The 18322-nt window shown below is 60.6% G+C and carries 12 protein-coding genes, 1 tRNA gene and 3 rRNA genes; 1 reads left to right on the forward strand and 15 read right to left on the reverse strand.

Going from position 1 to position 18322, the window contains the following annotated elements:
* Nucleotides 1–52 precede the first annotated feature (52 nt).
* The 14 genes from rrf to FJ386_12620 all read right to left on the reverse strand — a co-directional run bounded on the left by rrf (nucleotide 53) and on the right by FJ386_12620 (nucleotide 16006).
* Nucleotides 53–168, reverse strand: a 5S ribosomal RNA gene (gene rrf / locus FJ386_12555).
* 87 nt (nucleotides 169–255) lie between these two features.
* Nucleotides 256–3114 (reverse strand): 23S ribosomal RNA (locus tag FJ386_12560).
* Nucleotides 3115–3201: 87 nt separating this feature from the next.
* Nucleotides 3202–3275, reverse strand: a tRNA-Ile gene (locus FJ386_12565).
* A gap of 154 nt (nucleotides 3276–3429) precedes the next feature.
* Nucleotides 3430–4997, reverse strand: a 16S ribosomal RNA gene (locus FJ386_12570).
* The 16S, 23S and 5S rRNA genes sit together here with 1 tRNA gene alongside, the layout of an rRNA operon.
* 575 nt (nucleotides 4998–5572) lie before the next feature.
* A complete protein-coding gene (locus FJ386_12575; GenBank protein MBM3877532.1) occupies nucleotides 5573–6808 on the reverse strand; it encodes a general secretion pathway protein GspK in 1236 nt (411 codons plus the stop codon).
* On the reverse strand, nucleotides 6705–7472 hold the full coding sequence (locus FJ386_12580; GenBank protein ID MBM3877533.1) for a prepilin-type N-terminal cleavage/methylation domain-containing protein: 768 nt from the start codon (nucleotides 7470–7472) through the stop codon (nucleotides 6705–6707). The genes FJ386_12575 and FJ386_12580 overlap by 104 nt, the downstream gene beginning before the upstream one ends.
* Nucleotides 7469–7849 carry a hypothetical protein gene (locus FJ386_12585; protein MBM3877534.1) on the reverse strand — a complete coding sequence of 127 codons (381 nt, stop codon included), beginning with the start codon at nucleotides 7847–7849 and terminating at the stop codon, nucleotides 7469–7471. Before FJ386_12585 ends, FJ386_12580 begins: the two co-directional genes overlap by 4 nt.
* Before the next feature lie 77 nt (nucleotides 7850–7926).
* Nucleotides 7927–8391, reverse strand: coding sequence for a hypothetical protein (locus tag FJ386_12590; protein ID MBM3877535.1), 465 nt, complete (start codon nucleotides 8389–8391; stop codon nucleotides 7927–7929).
* A 173-nt stretch (nucleotides 8392–8564) separates the two neighbouring features.
* Entirely contained in the window at nucleotides 8565–9842 is a 1278-nt protein-coding gene (locus FJ386_12595) for a type II secretion system protein (GenBank protein MBM3877536.1), read from the reverse strand.
* A 96-nt stretch (nucleotides 9843–9938) separates the two neighbouring features.
* Nucleotides 9939–11117, reverse strand: a complete 1179-nt coding sequence (locus FJ386_12600) for a D-galactonate dehydratase (protein MBM3877537.1) — start codon at nucleotides 11115–11117, stop codon at nucleotides 9939–9941.
* 166 nt (nucleotides 11118–11283) lie between these two features.
* Nucleotides 11284–12744: a hypothetical protein gene (locus FJ386_12605; protein ID MBM3877538.1), complete on the reverse strand. Its 1461-nt coding sequence runs from the start codon at nucleotides 12742–12744 to the stop codon at nucleotides 11284–11286.
* A 23-nt stretch (nucleotides 12745–12767) separates the two neighbouring features.
* Entirely contained in the window at nucleotides 12768–14147 is a 1380-nt protein-coding gene (locus tag FJ386_12610; protein ID MBM3877539.1) for an MFS transporter, read from the reverse strand.
* A 54-nt stretch (nucleotides 14148–14201) separates the two neighbouring features.
* Nucleotides 14202–15233, reverse strand: a complete 1032-nt coding sequence (locus FJ386_12615) for an LOG family protein (protein ID MBM3877540.1) — start codon at nucleotides 15231–15233, stop codon at nucleotides 14202–14204.
* Between the two features lie 74 nt (nucleotides 15234–15307).
* The gene (locus FJ386_12620) at nucleotides 15308–16006 is read right to left on the reverse strand and encodes an arginine-tRNA-protein transferase (protein ID MBM3877541.1); all 699 of its coding nucleotides are present in this window, start codon (nucleotides 16004–16006) and stop codon (nucleotides 15308–15310) included.
* A 129-nt stretch (nucleotides 16007–16135) separates the two neighbouring features.
* On the opposite strand from FJ386_12620, the gene corA reads away from it, so the two are divergent.
* Complete coding sequence (corA, locus tag FJ386_12625; protein ID MBM3877542.1) at nucleotides 16136–17137, forward strand: magnesium/cobalt transporter CorA; 1002 nt, start codon at nucleotides 16136–16138, stop codon at nucleotides 17135–17137.
* A gap of 204 nt (nucleotides 17138–17341) precedes the next feature.
* Here the strand turns inward: corA and FJ386_12630 are convergent.
* On the reverse strand, nucleotides 17342–18322 hold a 981-nt coding region (locus FJ386_12630; GenBank protein MBM3877543.1), incomplete at its 5' end, for an amino acid permease.

An 18322-nucleotide genomic window follows, 5' to 3' on the forward strand; every position in this document is an offset into this window, starting at 1 on the left:
GACGGGGGGGGTAAAGCGCTTCGATGAGGCTTGGCATGCGCACGTTGCACAGATGTGGCGGCTACCTACTCTCGCGCAAGCTATACATGCACTACCATAGGCAATGCCTCGTTTGACGTCCGTGTTCGGAATGGGAACGGGTCGATCCGAAGCTTCGTCGCCGCCACACCAAAATGCCATTCGGCTCTACAGAGTGATCTTTGAATACTACACGTCAGGAATCCTAAATTAGGGCGATGTAATTAGAAGTAAAAAACGCTCAAGTTTGGCGAGCAATTAGTACTACTCGGCGGCAACTCACGTTGATTCTACCAGTAGTCTATCAACCGGGTAGTCTGCCCGGGCTCTGCCGGCAATCGCCGAGATACACAGTATTGGGGTAAGCTTGGTGCTTAGATGCTTTCAGCACTTATCTTATCCGCACATGGCTACGTAGCTGTGCCGCTGAAGCGGCAACTACCACACCAGAAGTGCGTCATTTCCGGTCCTCTCGTACTAGAAAATGAATCCCTCATATATCATGCACCCACAGTGGATAAGGACCGAACTGTCTCACGACGTTCTGAACCCAGCTCGCGTACCGCTTTAACCGGCGAACAGCCGGACCCTTGGAACCTTCTCCAGCTCCAGGATGCGATGAGCCGACATCGAGGTGCCAAACCGGGACGTCGATATGAACTCTTGGTCCCGATCAGCCTGTTATCCCTAGCGTACCTTTTGTCCGATGAGCGACGGCAATTCCACAATCAACCGCCGGATCATTTGGGCCTGCTTTCGCATCTGGTCGACATGTACGTCTCACAGTTAGCCTAGCTTATACCCATACGCTCGACGCACGATTACCAACCGTGCTGAGCTAAGCATTGCGCTCCTCCGTTACACTTTGGGAGGAAGCCGCCCCAGCCAAACTGACCTGCACCCGATTTCCTTGATCCGTATGCCGGATTCAAGTTAGAATCCTGATTTGTCAAGGGTGGTGTTTCATATTACGACTCATGCGCAACCAAAGCCACGCTTTCCTAGTCTCCCACCTACACTAAGCATGACATATAAGAACCCAGCAGGAGCTTACAGTAAAGGTGCATAGGGTCTTTCCGTCCTACTGCGGGCATGCGGCATCTTCACCGCAACTACAGTTTCGCCGAGATCCTCTCCGAGACAGTCGTTCAGTCGTTACAAGATTCGTGCAGGTCGGAACTTACCCGACAAGGAATTTCGCTACCTTAGGACCGTTATAGTTACGGCCGACATTCACGGGGACTTAAGTGCCAAGCTTTTGCCGTGACGGCAGAACAAGGCACGATAATCTTTCCGCATTGGTCACTTGTCACTCCCTATACCTAGTGTATTACGTCGCAGAGAGCTGTGTTTTTGTTAAACAGTCGCTAAACGCAATTTATTGAAGCTCACGACTAGTGAGCACCTCTTCTCCCGAAGTTACGAGGCAAATGTGCCGAGTTCCTTAGAGAGGTTTCTCTCGCGCGCCTTCGTGCATTTGCACTTGTCCACCTGTGTCGGTTTGGGTACGGGCACGGGGTTGTATGCAGTCCTTTTTCTTGGCACTTCGTCATAAAGGCTCGCTTCGACTTTGCAGTCTAGGCTAACTTCACTCGTTGAGTCCACCTTATTAAGACGTGCGTCGGGATTGCACCTTTAGCCCGTGGCTCAGGACTATTTACCTGCTGTGCATTGGTTGCGCCCATCGGCATCACCTTAGCACCCGGCTAACTCTGGGAGGACGAACCTGGCCCAGAAACCCTTGGACTTTGGGCGACTAGGATTCTCACCTAGTATTTCGCTACTCGTGTCTGCATTCTCGCTACTCAGCCCTCCTGCCACCGTTTCCAGTGAGATTCATTGAACTGACTATGCTCTTCTACCATTCGGCCTGATAGGCTGCGAATCCGCGGCTTCGGTATGTGTAGTACATCGCCAATCATTTTCGGCGCACCATCGCTCGATGAGTCAGCTATTACGCACTGTTTAAATGGTGGCTGCCTCTAAGCCAACATCCTCACTGTCTTCGCGTCGGCACATCCTTTCCACTTAGACACATTTCGGCACCTTAGCCGGCGGTCTGGGCTGTTGCCCTCTTGGCTGCGGAGCTTATCCCCCGCAGCCTGACTGCCAAACCTTCTGGATGGATTCGAAGTTTGGTCGGTTTTGGTGGCCTGGTGGGGCCCCTAAGCCATTCAGCACTCTACCACATCCAGTTAGAATTTTGACGCTCGCCCTCAAGCGATTTCGAAGAGAACCAGCTATTACGGGGTTTGATTAGTCTTTCGCTCCTACTCTCAGGTCATCTCAGGATTTTTCAACATCCACGAGTTCGATCCTTCACATGGGGTTAGCCATGCTTCAATCTGCCCAAGAGTAGATCACCACCGCTTCGGGTCTTATCCTTGCGACTATTCGCGCTATTCGCACTCGCTTTCGCTTCGCACTCGCCTCAAAAAGGCTCCTGCAGCTACAAAGATAAACTCGCAGACTCATTATGCAAAAGGCAAGCTGTTATTCCCCCTTACGAAGGAACTTCAACACATTGTAAGCATTTGGTTTCAGGATCTGTTTCACTCCGCTATCAGCGGTGCTTTTCACCATTCCCTCGCGGTACTGGTTCACTATCGGTCACCAAGTAGTATTTAGGCTTATCCAGTGGTCTGGACTGATTCGAACAGGGTTTCACGTGCCCCGCTCTACTCGGGAGTGTTTCACGTCATAAGCTGCTAGCGCGCGCCACACTCGGCTATCACGGTCTTAGGCATTCCGTTTCAGGAATTTGCGACTGCGCAGTTCTCAGATCGTTGAATCCCGCTACCCTCCTAAATAGTCTAGGAGTTTTGCCTTTTCCGCCTTCGCTCGCCACTACAAACGGAATCGCTGTCGGCTTTCTTTTCCTAAGGTTACTAAGATGTTTCATTTCACCTCGTTATTCGCCAATTGCCTATGAATTCAGCTTTCGGCACCTAGCTTCGGCCAGGTAGGTTTTCCCATTCGGACACCTTCGGATCGTCGCTCGCTTGTAGCTCCCCGAAGCTTATCGCAACTTGCAGCGTCCTTCTTCGTCTCTTGGTGCCTAGGCATCCACCAAACGCTCTTTAAAACTTGAACAAATACATAATGCATCTTACACCTAATGTAGTTTCCAGATGTGTAGTTTTCAAAGATCGATTTGCAAAAACGTATGCCGCCGAGTCGGTTTGGGCATGGCTGGACTCGAACCAGCGGCCCTGCGCTTATCAAGCGCATGCTCTAACCAACTGAGCTACACGCCCTAGCCACTGGGGCGCAAACAAACTAACCTAACAATACAGCACGAATGACCCCACTCGCCAAACATCCAAGTGCCAATCAAAAACTGAACTGTGCGAGTTTGCAAATGTAATAGGGTAAATATGTTGCCACGGTTGAATTCGTTAACTTCTTTGAACTCCTAAGAAAGGAGGTGATCCAGCCGCAGGTTCCCCTACGGCTACCTTGTTACGACTTCATCCCAATCACCAGGTGTACCATCGATACGCCGCAAATGGCATTGCTTCAGGCACAACCGGCTTTCATGATGTGACGGGCGGTGTGTACAAGGCCTGGGAACGTATTCACGACGCCGTATCTGATGCGTCATTACTAGCGATTCCGGCTTCATGTCGTCGAGTTGCAGACGACAATCCGAATTAGGCCCAGTTTTCTGGATTTGCTACTCCTTGCGGACTTGCATCCAATTGTGCTGGGCATTGTAGTACGTGTGCAGCCCTGGTCGTAAGGGCCATACTGACTTGACGTCATCCCCACCTTCCTCCCCTTTGTGAGGGGCAGTCTGTCTAGCACGGCTACCGGTTCATCGGATGCTCGAAACAAGACAAAGGGGTTGCGCTCGTTGCGGGACTTAACCCAACATCTCACGACACGAGCTGACGACAGCCATGCAGCACCTGTGCTTCTTGGTATTCCTACCTCGTCAAGCTTTCGCCCTCCTACTAGAAGCATGTCAAGACCAGGTAAGGTTCTTCGCGTTGCATCGAATTAAGCCACATACTCCACCGCTTGTGCAGGCCCCCGTCAATTTCTTTGAGTTTTAGCCTTGCGGCCGTACTCCCCAGGCGGCGCGCTTAACGCGTTAGCTCCGCCACAAGGGGGGTCGATTCCCCTTACAGCAAGCGCGCACCGTTTAGGGCTAGGACTACCGGGGTATCTAATCCCGTTTGCTCCCCTAGCTTTCGTGCATCAGTGTCAGGATATTTCTAGAAGTTTGCCTTCGCGAACGGTGTTCCTCTCGATATCTACGCATTTCACTGCTACACCGAGAATTCCAACTTCCCTTCCATACCTCTAGCGAGTCAGTATCCGAAGCGCTTCCAGAGTTAGGCCCTGGTATTTCACCCCGGACTTGAAACACTACCTACGCACCCTTTACGCCCAGTAAATCCGAACAACGCTTGAGACCTCTGTATTACCGCGGCTGCTGGCACAGAGTTAGCCGTCTCTTCCTCTTCCGCTACTATCAACTTGCGCAGCTTTCTTGCGCAAGAATTGTTCGCGAATGACAGGGGTTTACGGGCCGAAGCCATTCATCCCCCACGCGGCGTCGCTCCATCAGGCTTTCGCCCATTGTGAAAGATTCTCGACTGCTGCCACCCGTAGGTGTCTGGACCGTGTCTCAGTTCCAGTGTGGCTGGCCGTCCTCTCAGACCAGCTACCCGTCAAAGCCTTGGTGTGCCATTACCACGCCAACTAGCTGATAGGCCGCGGACTCATCGCAAAACGCCAGGCCTTGCGGTCCCCAGCTTTATCTGCAGCACAATGCTATCCTGCAGAAGCATCCTGTATTAGCTCGCCTTTCAGCGAGTTATCCGGGTTTTCGCGGTAGATTATCCACGTGTTAATCACCCTTACGCGACTCCAACCGTGACATATTGCTACGCCATGACTGTCGTTCCACTTGCATGTCTTATCCACGCCGCCAGCGTTCGTTCTGAGCCAGAATCAAACTCTCCGATAAATAATCTGCTGATTTCACTCCGATTAGCAGCCATGTTCACCAACGCGCATCCGCTGCTGTCTCTAACCAGCACCGAGTGCGCAACTATCGCTACTGTCGCACAGTTCAGTTTTCAAAGACCACAGGACGGCTCACAAGCGCCTTGATCCGGCAAGTGAATGTCTGTCCTGCAATTGGACTCCCTTAGCGACGACGATCCAGCCTGTGCTTTCCAACTTGGGTCTGGATAGACGCCGGAAGGCAAATCTTCTGTCGAAGGTCGAAAGAACGTCAGTAGATTGCCGGTTGTATGGTTTCGACGCAAGAAGTTTCTTAAGAATAAATCGCCTTCTCGATCCCATCGTTAACGTATTCACGTGCAATGGTTTGCATACTGGTCTGAAGCTCTTGATCGACCGCACTGCGCGAAAGAGGCTCCTTCGGGTCCAAAGCCGTGACGAAGTTACATCAACGCAGATGTTGCAGTTTGCAGAGTTTCTTGTCGCGATACTGGCTGCGCTTCAAACTGCAAATCAGTGCGCGATTCACCTCGACCTGTCGCGAGTAGGCTTCTCGAGGGCATTGTAGCCGGTGAGATCAGTTCCAGACCTGAAGCAGCACGCGAACGTCACCCGGGGCATTGTTCCGAAGCAGTATTGAAACGAGTTCTCGTTGGTCGCCGCCGATTTTCACTGTGACTTTGACCTGAAATGTCGCGCTTCTAACGGAAAACACTCGGCCCGCATTCGATACAGCTTGCCGGCCTAGTCCGGGGACATTCATCAACTCGGCGACACGCCTAAACGGAATGTCGTCGCTGGTTCCCTCAACCGCGTCGGGCCCGGCGCGATACCGCACGATTGACTCTGCGAGACTCATTTCGACGCCCGATGCGAGATGAAGCACCAGTGGGGATGCAGTGTTCAGATTTACGAATCTCGCAGACAGCGGAGTAAACATGTCGGCCAAGGCATTCGTGTATACGGGCGCGAGCTTATTCCGCATCGTCAGCTCCCGGCTGGTCGTCGACACGGGCGGTGGTGGGCGAATTGCAGCCGAACCATAAAGCATGTCCGGTGTCACTCCTCGCACGAGTAGCAGTTCCGAAAGCATGTCCAGTGGACCATTTTTGGAACTGTAGGCAGGGGTCAAGCCAAGATAGTATTCGCTTTCCGCGCCGCTTGATCGCGGGAATTCGTCAACATCAATCCAATCCAAAATCGAATCTGCGACACCAGGAATTGTCCCCGCGTCGAGCCCCACGAGGCCGAGCGCGAGCCGGAGCACCGTTTCGTCGGCGGTGTTGATGTTCACCTTTCGCTCGAGGTCAACGATCTTCACCGAGAAAGTCCCGGGACCGAGCCGCACATCATCGAGCGTGATGCCTTGAAATAGCTCGTTGGTGATGTTTTGCCCCCCCGCCCAAAGCTGGTTCAGCGAATCGAATGGCTCGCTCGTTACGTTGAGTTGCTGGCCAATGACGTATCGGGCGAGTTCGACCCCGGACCGTCCGAGCCACTCGAAATCCGCGTCATGAGTCGCATGTCGAGCCAGGGTCGTCTCTACCTTCATGGAAAGCGCAAATCCTCCAGCCAGCAAGATCAGCACTGTGACCACGAGCAGGACGATCACTAACGCGACGCCCCGCGATTCTCGCCTTAAATGCAACGATTTCATGGCCGGCGAATCGGGGGCGCGGACGGTGCGAGCCCGGGTTGGCTTGGTGGAGTCACGGTTTCCCGCCTCCAGGTTGGCCCGGAACGGTCGTGTTGATGGTGACGCCGATTCGAACCGGCGCGCCACCCGGCGGTGTGCCGCCACCCTGTGGGACATTAGGAATCTGCACTTCTCGGGGCACTGCGTGCGCCGCGAGAGACACGACGCTGGAAACGAGATGCCCGGCGGCTCCGCTGCTGGCGTCACCAAAGCCAATCGTCACGCGCACGAGCTTCGGGAGGCTGTTGCTCGCGATCCACTCACTAGAAAAGTCGTTGAGATTCGTCTCCCAAAACTCGAGCCCGAAGGCCAGCACGTTGCTCGCAAGCGTAATCCGGAAGGCGTCGTCAGCGACATTGGTCGTCGCAAGGATGGAGTGCTGTCGCAATGTCAGCACACCACCGCCGTTGCCGGATGGCTCGACTCCGAACGTTACACGCCGCACTGGTTCGTTGAGGAAAAGGCCGCTGCCGGGGAAGGAGTCCGGCAACTTCGCCACGAAGCTCAACATCGCGAACCGTTCGTCTGTCGTGTCCGCGAGAAATGCGTAATAGCGCACGTTCTCCTGGAACAACAACGATGCCGAAAGCGCCGTTTCAACCGTCTGCCGCGCAACGCGCTCGCGTTGGACCTGCGCCGCGGCGTCAAGGCCTGCCTTCGACCCGCGCAGAATCGACGTCCAACTCGCGTAGATCGCCGTCATGATGAGCGCGAGGATTGCAATCGCAAGCAACACCTCCACCAGCGTGAACGCCCCTGTGTTGGTTCGACGCGCTCTCATCGAAACTTTCCCCCGCCCGCGTTCGGCAGCGTGAGTGTCCGGCCCGGCCCCGTTTGAGAAGCGGGCCGGTAAAACAGCGCCACAAGTGTTTCTTGCACCGGCGGGTTTACGCCAGAATCCACCAGCAGAAACTCCACCTTGAACAGCCCGTTGGTGGCGACTTCGGTCACCACCGCGGTTCCATGCGTGTTTGGGTATTCGTCGATCGGAATGTCAAATGTCCCTTCCTGAAACACGTTCGTGTTCCCGAACTTCGCCGGCAGGATGCTCACATTGGGCCGTGTTTTTTGCAGCGACCGCGCAACCCTCAAGTTTTGCGCCACAAGCTCGAGAATGCCGAAAATGCAGAGAAAAAAGATAAGAATGGCGATCATCACTTCGAGCAGCGTGAATGCCGATGCCACTCGGACTAGCCGTCGCCGCCCGTTTCCGGGTCGGATCTCGCAACGTGTGTTCATCGCGATTTCGCAGCCTCCAGCATGAACTTCTGCGGGTCGTGTTCCACATGGGCGAGGCTCGTTGTGAGCTCCAGCCACAGCATGCAATACTCGTTGTCCTGAGATCTCAACACCACCGTGAACAGGTCGCACGTCCCGTTGCCATGAAACTTCACCACCGCCTCCTCCGCATCCTTGAGCGGCTGCAGGTTCACGTCGAGCAACTCAATGCTGATTTCCGGCGGCAAGGTGACACTCAAGGCTCCCGTGGACGGACCTGAAACCGTCGGCGCTCCTACGCCTGAGGCAATCGCCCCGACCTCGAACACCGCATCGAGCGGCCGGATCCGCAGCTCCACCGCGCGCCCGCTCAGGATGGCTTGCGTCCGCGCGCGGGCGAACACCTCGCGCAAATCGCTCACCGTCTGCCGCATCGGACTCTTGCCACGGGCCTGGACAAACGCCGGGATGCCGATCGCCATGACGAGCGCGATGATCCCGACCACGATCATCAACTCAACCAGCGTGAACGCGCCGGCGCCCCCGTGGGCGAAAACTCCTGAACACCCAGCCCTCCGCGCACGCTGGCTCCGCGCGGGGCAATCGAGGGAGCCGCCCTCTCCGGACGGTCGTCCTGCTCGTTGCGGTTTCGAGTTCATCCCCGGTTAATGCTCGACGTGAGCCGGAACATCGCGCTCAACACGCTCAGCAGGAGGAAGCCCACCACGCACGCGATGGCCACGATGAGAATCGGCTCGATCAGGTTGGTCATCACACGAAGCGAGAGGGCCAGATCGTTTTCGTAAGTGTCGGCCACGTTGCGCAGCGCACCGGGCACGTCTCCCGTCTCCTCGCCGATCTTGATCAAGTCGATCATCAACTGCGGGAAAATCCGGCTCGTTCCGAGGGGTTGCGCGATGGTCTTCCCGTCCGTCACCGCTTCGCGCGTCTTGGCGATTGCCTCGCGCACGATCACGTTGGGCATCACTTGTTCCGTAATCTTGAGCGACGTGAGCACCGGAACGCCATTGTGCAACAGCGTCGAAAGCGTCCGCGCGAACTGCCCGAACAAGTTGAGTCGCACCACCTTGCCAATGATCGGCGCGTTCATCTTCCAGCGGTCAAGCGTTCGCGCGCCGTAATCCGTCGCCTTGAAGCGCTTGAAGACCACGACGCCCGCCACCACCGTCAGGATCATCGCCCACCACCACCGGGTGAAGACGCCGCTCAAGTAAATCAGGAACTGCGTGGACACTGGCATCTCGAAGTCCTTCACGTTCGCAAAGATCGTGAGGAAGCTCGGGAGAATCTTCACCATGAAAACAAACACGAGCACGATGCCCACGCACATCACGATCGCCGGGTAAACCATCGCCGACCCGACTTTCTGCTGCACGTCCGCAAACCGCTCAAAGTGCTCGCCGAGCCGCCTCAATACATCCACGAGCGCGCCTGATTGTTCGCCTGCCCGCACCATGTTTACCATGATGTTCGAGAACACGCGTGGTTGCCTCGCCATCGCATCCGAGAGACTCCGACCTTCCATCACATCCTGTCGGAGTTGACGAGATGCCTCCGCGGGAATGCCCTTGAATTCGAGCGTGGCCATGCTGCCGAGCGCCATCGTCAGCGGCATGCCGGCCTTGAGCAAGTTGGCCAACTGCTGCGTGTAGGTCGCCAACTCGCGCAATGTGGGGCGCCGTTGCTGGCTGAGAAACTCGCGCAGCGGTCCCGGCAAGGCCTGCGTCAACGCCGCTGCACGGCTGCGGGCGTCGGTCTTTGCGGCCGCCCCGCCTTTGCCCGAGTCTACCGCCACAGGGAAAAGCCCCTCGCGCTCGATGTGCGAGAGCGCCGCCGCCCGGTCAATGACGTCGAGCACTCCCGTCACGACTTCACCGGAACGCCGCCGGGCCTTGTAAGAAAACTGCGCCATTGTCTTTCGGGTAGTTAACCAAGCGCCCTTCGAAGTTGCGAGGCGATTCCCCCCTACAGAATGTTCCCGAGGGAGGTCTTTGAGACTGCTTTCTCGTTACCAATCACCGACTGCGCCGTCGCGGTGGAACACGCGCTGCCCAATTTCCTGTCTGAACGGGTGTTTTTTCACCACCTTCTCATTGATGGTGATGCCCAGGCCGGGCCTGGTGTTCGGGCGCACGATGCGGCCCTTCTTCTCGATCGTGAACCCTTCCTCCACCACGTCCGCGCGCCACGGAACGTCGTTATGCACGGTCTCGCAAATGATGTAACTGGGTTGCGAGAAGCCAAACTCCAGCGACGCCGCCGTGCTCACCGGCCCCTGCGGGTTGTGCGGCGCCAGTGCGATGCGGTGCGATTCCGCGAGCGCCGCCACGCGTCGCGCCGCCGTGAAGCCGCCGCAATGCGTCACGTCGAGCTGGCAGATTTCCACCGCGCGCTTGTCGAACATCTCCTTGAACGCCTCGAGATTCGTCACCCGCTCGCCGCTGGCCACGGGCGTGGTGAGCGCGGCATTGATCTTCGCCAAGCCGTCCACGCACTCGGGCCAGCACGGCTCCTCGAAGAAATAGAGGCCATACGCATCGAGTGCCTTGCCAAACTTCAGCCCCATCGCCGGCGATGGGCGCGCGTGGCAGTCCACCATGATGTCAATGTCCGGCCCCACCGCGTCCCGCATCGCGGCCACTGCCGCCTCGGCGGCGCGCACGGGTTTCTGGCCTTCGATGGGCATCGTGCTCGGCACGGCCATGCTCTTGAACGCCGTGTAGCCATCCGCCACGGCCTGCTGCGCCAGTTCGGCGAAGCGCCTGGCGTTGTCCACGGGCGTCTCGTAAAAATCCTCCATCCGCCCGCCGCCGAGATGGCAGTAAGTCCGAACGTAATCGCGCACCGGCCCGCCGAAAACCTTCGCCAGCGGCAGCCCCGCGACCTTCCCGACGATGTCCCACAACGCGAGGTCAATGCCCGCGATGGCCGTCGCGCGCACGATGCCGTGCCCGTGCCAGAAGTGCTGGCGATACATCATCTGCCACAAGTGCTCGGGCCGCGTCGGGTCTTCGCCCACGAGCAACTCGGCGATGTCCTCAATCGCGCCGACCACGCTGCGCGTGTGCCATTCGAGCGTCGCCTCGCCCCAGCCGATAAGCCCCGGTTGGTCGGTGACGACTTTTACAAACACCCAATTCCGCATCCGCGCGTGGCAGACGAGCGTTTCAATCTTTTTGATTTTCATGGTTTCAAATCTTGGACTGCGGTGGCAAGCGAAGCGCGACGCCGCTTTGGCGTCCTGCGGGGCAGTCCGAGCCGCTGGTAGTGGTGACGGCTCCTGCCGCTTCGCGCGAAGCCAAAGCGCCGTCGCCGCCGCGCTCTGCCGGCGCACTCCATGACGCGCGTTCTTCTCATCCCGCCTCCTCCATCCGCTGTGCCACCGACTCGATGAGTTGCTCCAAACTCCCCGCCGCGACGACGGCGATGGTTTCCTGATAAATGCCCGTGCCGTAAACGTCGCGCGTGGGCAGATACGCCGCGCCCCAGTCCGCTGCGATGCTCGCGACGACAATGGCGCATTGGGGGAAGCGCCCGCGCAGTTCGCGTTGCAGCAGGCTGTAGCTCTCACCCTGCACGCCGAGCCAGAACGCGCCGCCCAGCCGCAACAGCACCACCTGCAGCGGGAACGCTGCGCCCCTCGGCAGTTGCGCGAGTCGATGCTGCAACCGCCGCTTCCGTTCCACCATCGCCCGGCAGTCGGCGGCGCGGTGCAACTCGCCGGCAGCGCGGGCGGCGGCTTCGTCAGCCTCGAACTGCTGCAAGTCGGCGGCGACCTGCTCCGGGGTCGGCTGACCGGGACGATACTTCAACGGCTCAGTCCAACGCGCGAGCTGCCAGCGCGACCGCGCGGTGCGCTCGTCGGATGACAGCGGCTCGTGCGTCCACGCGCCAAGCGTAGCCCCGCTGACAACCGGGCCGCTGTAGCAGAACTTTGTGCCCGCGGCGGGCAGCGACGCGAGCGCGGAAAGTGCTGCATGGCCGAGCTGTCGCCCATTGCGGTCCGCGACGGCCGTGTCGCCGACAAAGCCCTCGCGCGGACCGAGTTCGCCGCTCGCGCCTTGCAGGAAGAGGCACGGCGCGCCCGTCTCGCGCTCGACCGTCTCACGGAGCGCTCCGATGTAGTCCGGGCTGATGAGCGTGTTGTCCCACGCGAGCGTGGTCGGGTGGCAGGCGTAGTTCACCACGCTGGCGAGCAGTTTGCCGTCCCCGCCCGTCACACGCGCGATGACCACGGAGTCGTCGGCGGCTTGCGAGAGGTTCAGGCCGCAGACGAACTGTTTGCGCTCCTCGTCGAAAAAGTCGCGGTGCGCGGCGAGGTCGCAGCGGCCCGTGCCGTAAACGATGTCCGCGGGCTCGAGCTTCGCAAGACACTCCTTCACGAGCGCGGCGGCGCGTGTGGCGAGCAAATCGAGGTAGCCGGGAATCAAATCGCCACCGGGGAGCGCGACGCGGTCGAGGCTCATCAGTCCCGCCGCGTGCGTGTGGGAGAACACGACAAGGATGCTTCCCGCCGGCTGCCCCGTGGCCTGCGTGATGTGCGAGACGAGCTGGCGATGCTCCATCGCGCCGAGGATGCAGTGGTCTAGCGCGAGGAGAATTTGGCGTGCCGCCGTGTCGGCGGGCGATTCCGCCGCCTCAAACACCGCCACGGTCGCGCGCAGCGGACGATGCACGCCGGTCGCACGCTCATGCTTCGCCGCGCCCCACATGCGGTGATAGATCCCCACCGGCGGCGTGATGTCCGCCCAAGCGAGCGCGAAGCGGCAGCGGCTTTGCGGCGTCCCGACAACGGTGATGGAGGGAGTGCGCATGCGGAAAGCTTAAGGTTCGGCGTTCAGCGGACAAGCGACTGTTCGAGCACGGTTCCTTCCGGCTTGAGCAGCAGCCAGAACACCGCCGCGCAGAGGAACAGGCAGCCGAAAACCAGCAGCACAGCGTCCCAGCTTCCGCCGGAGAGGCGCAGCAGCCAGGGCACCGCGATGGGGAACGCCCACGCGCCGAGGTTTCCGGCCATGTTCATCGTGGCGTGGACGGTCGCGATCTGCGAGCCGCCCATGTCGATCGTGATCGTGTAGGAGCACGGCGCGGCGAGCGCGAAGCAAAACGAGCCCGCACTGATCACGAGCACCGCGGCGAGTGCGTCCTCGATGGCGAGCGCGGAGAAGATCAGGCCTGCACAAGTGAAGAGGCAGGTCATGCTCATCCACCGGCGCGCCAAGTTGCGGCTCGCGGTGCGCCTGAGGAGCCAGTCGGATGTCGCGCCGCCCACGAGGCCGCCGAGAATGACTCCGAGCAGCGGCAGCATGTTGAGAAACCCGCTCTTCGCGATGCCCACGCCGCGCGTCTCCTGCAAATAAGTCGCGAACCAGCTTGTGAAGAACATGTAGCCGGCGGCGCGACAGGCTTGCTGCGCGCAGATCCACCAGAGAGCCGGGCTCGAATACAGGGCGAGCCACGGCGTGCGCGCCGGAGTGCCGGTCGGCGGATCGGCTCGGTGTGCTGCCGGATCGGAACCGGCGGGTCGGGTGACCGGCGCCCCACGGGCGCCCGCGTCGGCTTCAATCAAATCCACCTCCGCCGCGTTCACCGAGGGATGGCCGCGTGGTTCGTCGCGAAACCATCTCCAAAACCACGCGGCCCACAGGATGCCCGGCACGCTGAAGATCAGGAACGTGAACCGCCAGTTCCAGCTGGGGCCGACGTGGGGTTGCAACACTTCGAGCAGCACGCCGGTGAGCCACGCGCAGGAAGCGCTGCCAACCGACATGAAGCTGCCGAGCGCGCCCGTGGCAATCGCGCGGCCGGTCTTCGGGAACCACTTCGCGATGCTGAGCGTGGAAACTGGAAACAGCCCCGCCTGCGCGACCCCCTGCACGACGCGCGCGACGACAAAGCCCGCGAGCCCGCCGACAAACGCCGTCCCCGCGGTCGCGGCCGACCACACGATGGCGAACAGCGGCAGAGCGCGCCGCGACCCGAGACGCTGGCCGAACTGCGCCGTCGGCACCTGGCATAGCGCGTAACTGAAAAAGAACGCGCTCATCAGCCAGCCGGACTGTTCCTTCGAGAGCCCGAGGTCCGCGCGCACCGTGCTCTCAGCGATCGAAATCGCGTTGCGCGGGATGTAGGCGAGCGCGGCCGCCGCGCAGAGCCAGCCCAGCACTGCGAAGCGCGCGCGCGTGGGCGTTTCCGGCGTCGAAGCGGTCGGGGACATCGCCGCGAGCCTCGCAGAAGCGCGAGACACCCGCCAGCACGCAGACGGGTCAGGTCACCATGTGTTCACCACGTCGATCAACTGCCGCAGCCGCCCATAGTCACGCCGGTTGAAGCCGAAGCCAAGCCGTGGCAACGCGACGTGCTCGTCGTCCTCGCGCTCCTCGTCGGTCGCATCCACCGACTGGAATGGCTCCCCGGCCACGAGGTCCGCGAAGTCCTCGTTGAGCGCCTCGATGTTTGTCGGCGTGGGCTTGTGCCTGAGTCGAATGACGTAGAGATCGCGCACGAACCGGCTCGAATGGTAGTTCCGATAGAAACGCGTGATGTGGCGCACGGCATCGTCGGCATCGGCGGCGAGGTGGTAGAGCGTGAGGTCCTCGGGCGAGATCAGCCCGTTGCGCAGCAGGTGCTCGCGCATGTTCTTGTCCCACGTCTTCCAGTAGGTGCCGCCGGGCTTGTCCATGAGCACGAGCGGCATGAGCTGGCTTTTGCCCGTCTGCATGAGCGTGAGCGCCTCGTAACCTTCGTCCATCGTGCCGAAGCCGCCGGGGAACAGGACAATCGCGTCCGAGTGCCGGATGAAGATGAGCTTGCGCGTGAAGAAGTACTTGAAGGTGACGAGCTTCTTGTCGTGCTCGATGATGGGGTTGGCAGACTGCTCCCACGGCAGGCGGATGTTCACGCCGAAGCTGCGCTCCGGCCCGGCGCCTTCATGGCCGGCTTGCATGATGCCCGGCCCCGCGCCGGTGATGACCATGAATCCCGCGTCGGCGATCTTGCGGGCGAAATCCACGCACTGCAGATACTCGGGCTTGCTCGCCTGGGTGCGGGCTGAGCCGAAGATTGTGACTTTCCGCCGGTCCGACCACAGGGCGAAAAGCTTGAAAGCGTAGCGCAGTTCGCGCATCGCGGTCTGCATCACGCGCACGTCACCGCGGTCGCGCACGTCGTGCAGAAGCTTGAGCGCCTGCTCGATGATGTCCTCGACGAGGTCCTCGTTGGCGCCGCCGCCCTTGGACGCGACGAGATCGCGGATGCGCCGGTCGAGGGCGGATTCCGAGACGGGTTTGTGCTGGCGTTCCATGGCCGCGACCGTAGCGGAACAGCGGCGGATTGCAAAGCCGCGGGCGCCGGTTGCCGCGGATGATGCGTCGCTTGTTACTCTCGCCCCGGACTCGCGCCGCGCGGCCCGGCCCCGCTGCCCTTGTCCTTCAACGGGTGCCACCGTCCCACCCAGTCGAACCATTCCATCGCGGCGAACTGCTTCTTGTAATCAAACATCGAGGGCTCGTGGAACGCGTAACCCGGGTAATAGAACGAGCAGCCGCGCCCGCGCGCGAACCGCATCTCCCACAGCATCGTCGCGATGCCCAGGCTGCGGCGTGCTTCGGCCGGATCGAACATCGCGTAAATGCTCGACGCGCCGCGCCGCCCGACGTCCAGGTAGCTCGCCGCGACGAGGCGGCCCGCGTGAAACGCCGCGACTTCGACCGTCTCGCACGGAAACAAGCCGGGCGCGGGGCCGAGGAAATTCTCGAGCGCATCGGGCACGTTCTCCCGGAAGCGCGCGCGGTGCGCGTCAAACAGCTCCCGCCGCTCGCGGTCGAGCACCACGTCCTGCACCCGCACCTCCAGGTCGGCATTTCGGCGCAGGACGCGCCGCTGGCTTTTGGACGCGACGAACCGCGCCAGCCGCACACGCAACGGCATCACGACCTGCCGGCCCAGCGCGGTTTCGCATGCGGAATAGCGGTAGAACATCGGGCCGAAGTGGCGCCACCCGCCCGCCCACAACGCGTCCATCCGGCCGCGCGCGACTTTCAGCGCGAAGAACTGGTGGTCCACGAGCGGTATCATCGGCGGACACGTTCTCGCATCCCGCGCACGGCGTCCAGCGGTTAGCGCCCGCACCGCACGGTTGCAATCGCGCCGGCCGCCGCTATCCTCGGCTCGCCAGCCCACGGGGCGCGAGGGCGGCGCCGACACATGATCCGATCGTTCGCTTTCACCACGCAAGGGCGTCTGCACAGCCGGGACATCGAGACGTTTCTCATGCCCACGCTGCTTGCGGACACGAATCTCTTCCTCTGGGTTGACCTTGAGAAAGCCACCGAGGAGGAGATCAAGCTCGTGCTCGAGGACATCTTTCACTTCCACCCGCTCTCCATCGATGACTGCGTCTCGCTGAGCCCGTCGCCGAAGGTCGAGGAGTATTCGCCGAAGGATGAGGACAAGTTTTCGCCCTACGTGTTCATGGTGATCCACGCGGTGGACTACAGCCGCAAGGACGGCGTGTTCGCCACGAGCGAGCTGAACTTCTTCCTCGGGAAGAACTACCTCGTGACCTATCACGAGGTGCAATTGCGCAGCATCACGACCACCGAGGAAATGTGCTGCAAGAGCAACGTGCATGTCGCGCGCGCGCCGGACCGCGTCGCGCACACGCTGCTTGATGCGCTCGTCGAGAACTACAAGCCCGCCCTCGAGGAGCTCGCGCTCGAACTCGCCGATCTCGAGCATCAAGCCATCGAGCGCCCGAACAAGCGCACGCTGAACAAGATCCTCCAGGTGAAGAAGGAGGTGCTGCACCTGCGCCAGATCATCGGCCCGCAGCGCGAGGTGCTTTCACGCTTCGCTCACGGGGAGTTCAAGCTCATCCGCCCGCACATGGTCCCGTATTTCCGCGACGTTTATGACGCGCTCTTCCACATCGGCGAGCTCGCGCAGAATTACACCGACGCGCTCACGGGCATCCTGCAGGTTTACCTGAACATGGCTTCGAACCAGACCAGCCAGGTCGTCAAGTTGCTCACGCTCATCACCGTCATCACCACGCCGATGACCCTCGTGGGGACGTGGTATGGGATGAATTTCAAGCACATGCCGGAATACGACTGGCACTACGGCTACGCGACGATGGCCGCGCTGACCGCGCTGAGCACGCTTGCCACCTACATCTACTTCAAGCGCAAGGGCTGGTTCAGCTAGGCGGACTGCTTCACCTGTGCGAGGCCGTGCGCGGGAGACGGCAGCAGTTCCTTCTTGCGCGACACGATCCCCTCCAGCTCGAACACCCCCGCCTCGATGCGCCGAGAATCGATCGGGCCCAGCACCGACTTCCGGCCGGCCACGAGCAGCAGCGACGTTTGCAGCGCCACGTCCGTCACCAGGCCGGGCCGGAGCCGTTCGACCTCAGGCAGAATCCGCTTTGACCTGCGGCGGGCCTTTGAATCTCCTGTTCTCCAAACCGAACCAAACAACCAGCAGCAGCGCGACCGCGCCGCCGACAATTTTCACCGCCTGCTCGTTCGGCGGCTGCATCCCGATGACGATGAGGAACAGGCAGCCGAGCGCCGAAACGATGGCGAGCGGGCGGTAGAGGCGGCCAAGCTGCCACGGCCCCATGCGCGTCCAAGTGCGGCCGTGCGCGAGGAAGCCGGCGGCGACGGGCAGCACGTAGCTGATGTAGAGGAAGATGACGCACACCGCCGCGATGGTCACGTAGGGCACGAGGATGGTGAACAGCGCCGCCGCGATGGCCGCGAACCACACGGCGACGGAAGGCGACTTGCTCGCCGGGTTCACGCGGCGCAGCGCGTCGGAGAAGGGCAGGCCGCCGTCGCGCGCGAAGGCGTAGGTCATGCGCGACGCAGAAGTGAGCGCCGCAAGGCCGCAGAGGTATTGCGCGGCCACGATCAGCGCGAGCAGTCCCGACGCGAGCGCGGGCGGCAGCGCGGCCTTCATCGTCCACGGCACGACGTTCGCGCCCTGCGCGACGCCTTCCTTCACGGAGGGCATTGCGAGCAGGATGGCGCAAATCATCACCCAGCCGAACACGCCGGACACCCACACGGAACGCACGATGCCCTTGGGCACGTTCACCGCCGCGCCGACGGTCTCCTCGCTCGTGTGCGCCGAGGCGTCGAAGCCCGTGATGGTGTAGGCCGGCAGCAGGAAGCCGAGCGCGAAGAGCCACATCAAGTTGTCCTGCTTGGGGAAAACCGCGCCGCCCTCGGGCAGGCCGCTGAAATTCTCGAACGTCCAGAACCGCGCCCACTCGAAGTGTTTCGTCGCGAGCAGCAACGCGACGGTGAGCACCGTTGCCACGCCAAGAATCAAGTAGCCGCTCAGATCCGTGAGCCGCGTGGTGAGATGGATGCCGTAGTGGTTCAG

The organism is Verrucomicrobiota bacterium (genome assembly GCA_016871675.1).
In the GTDB taxonomy this organism is placed as follows: domain Bacteria; phylum Verrucomicrobiota; class Verrucomicrobiia; order Limisphaerales; family VHCN01; genus VHCN01.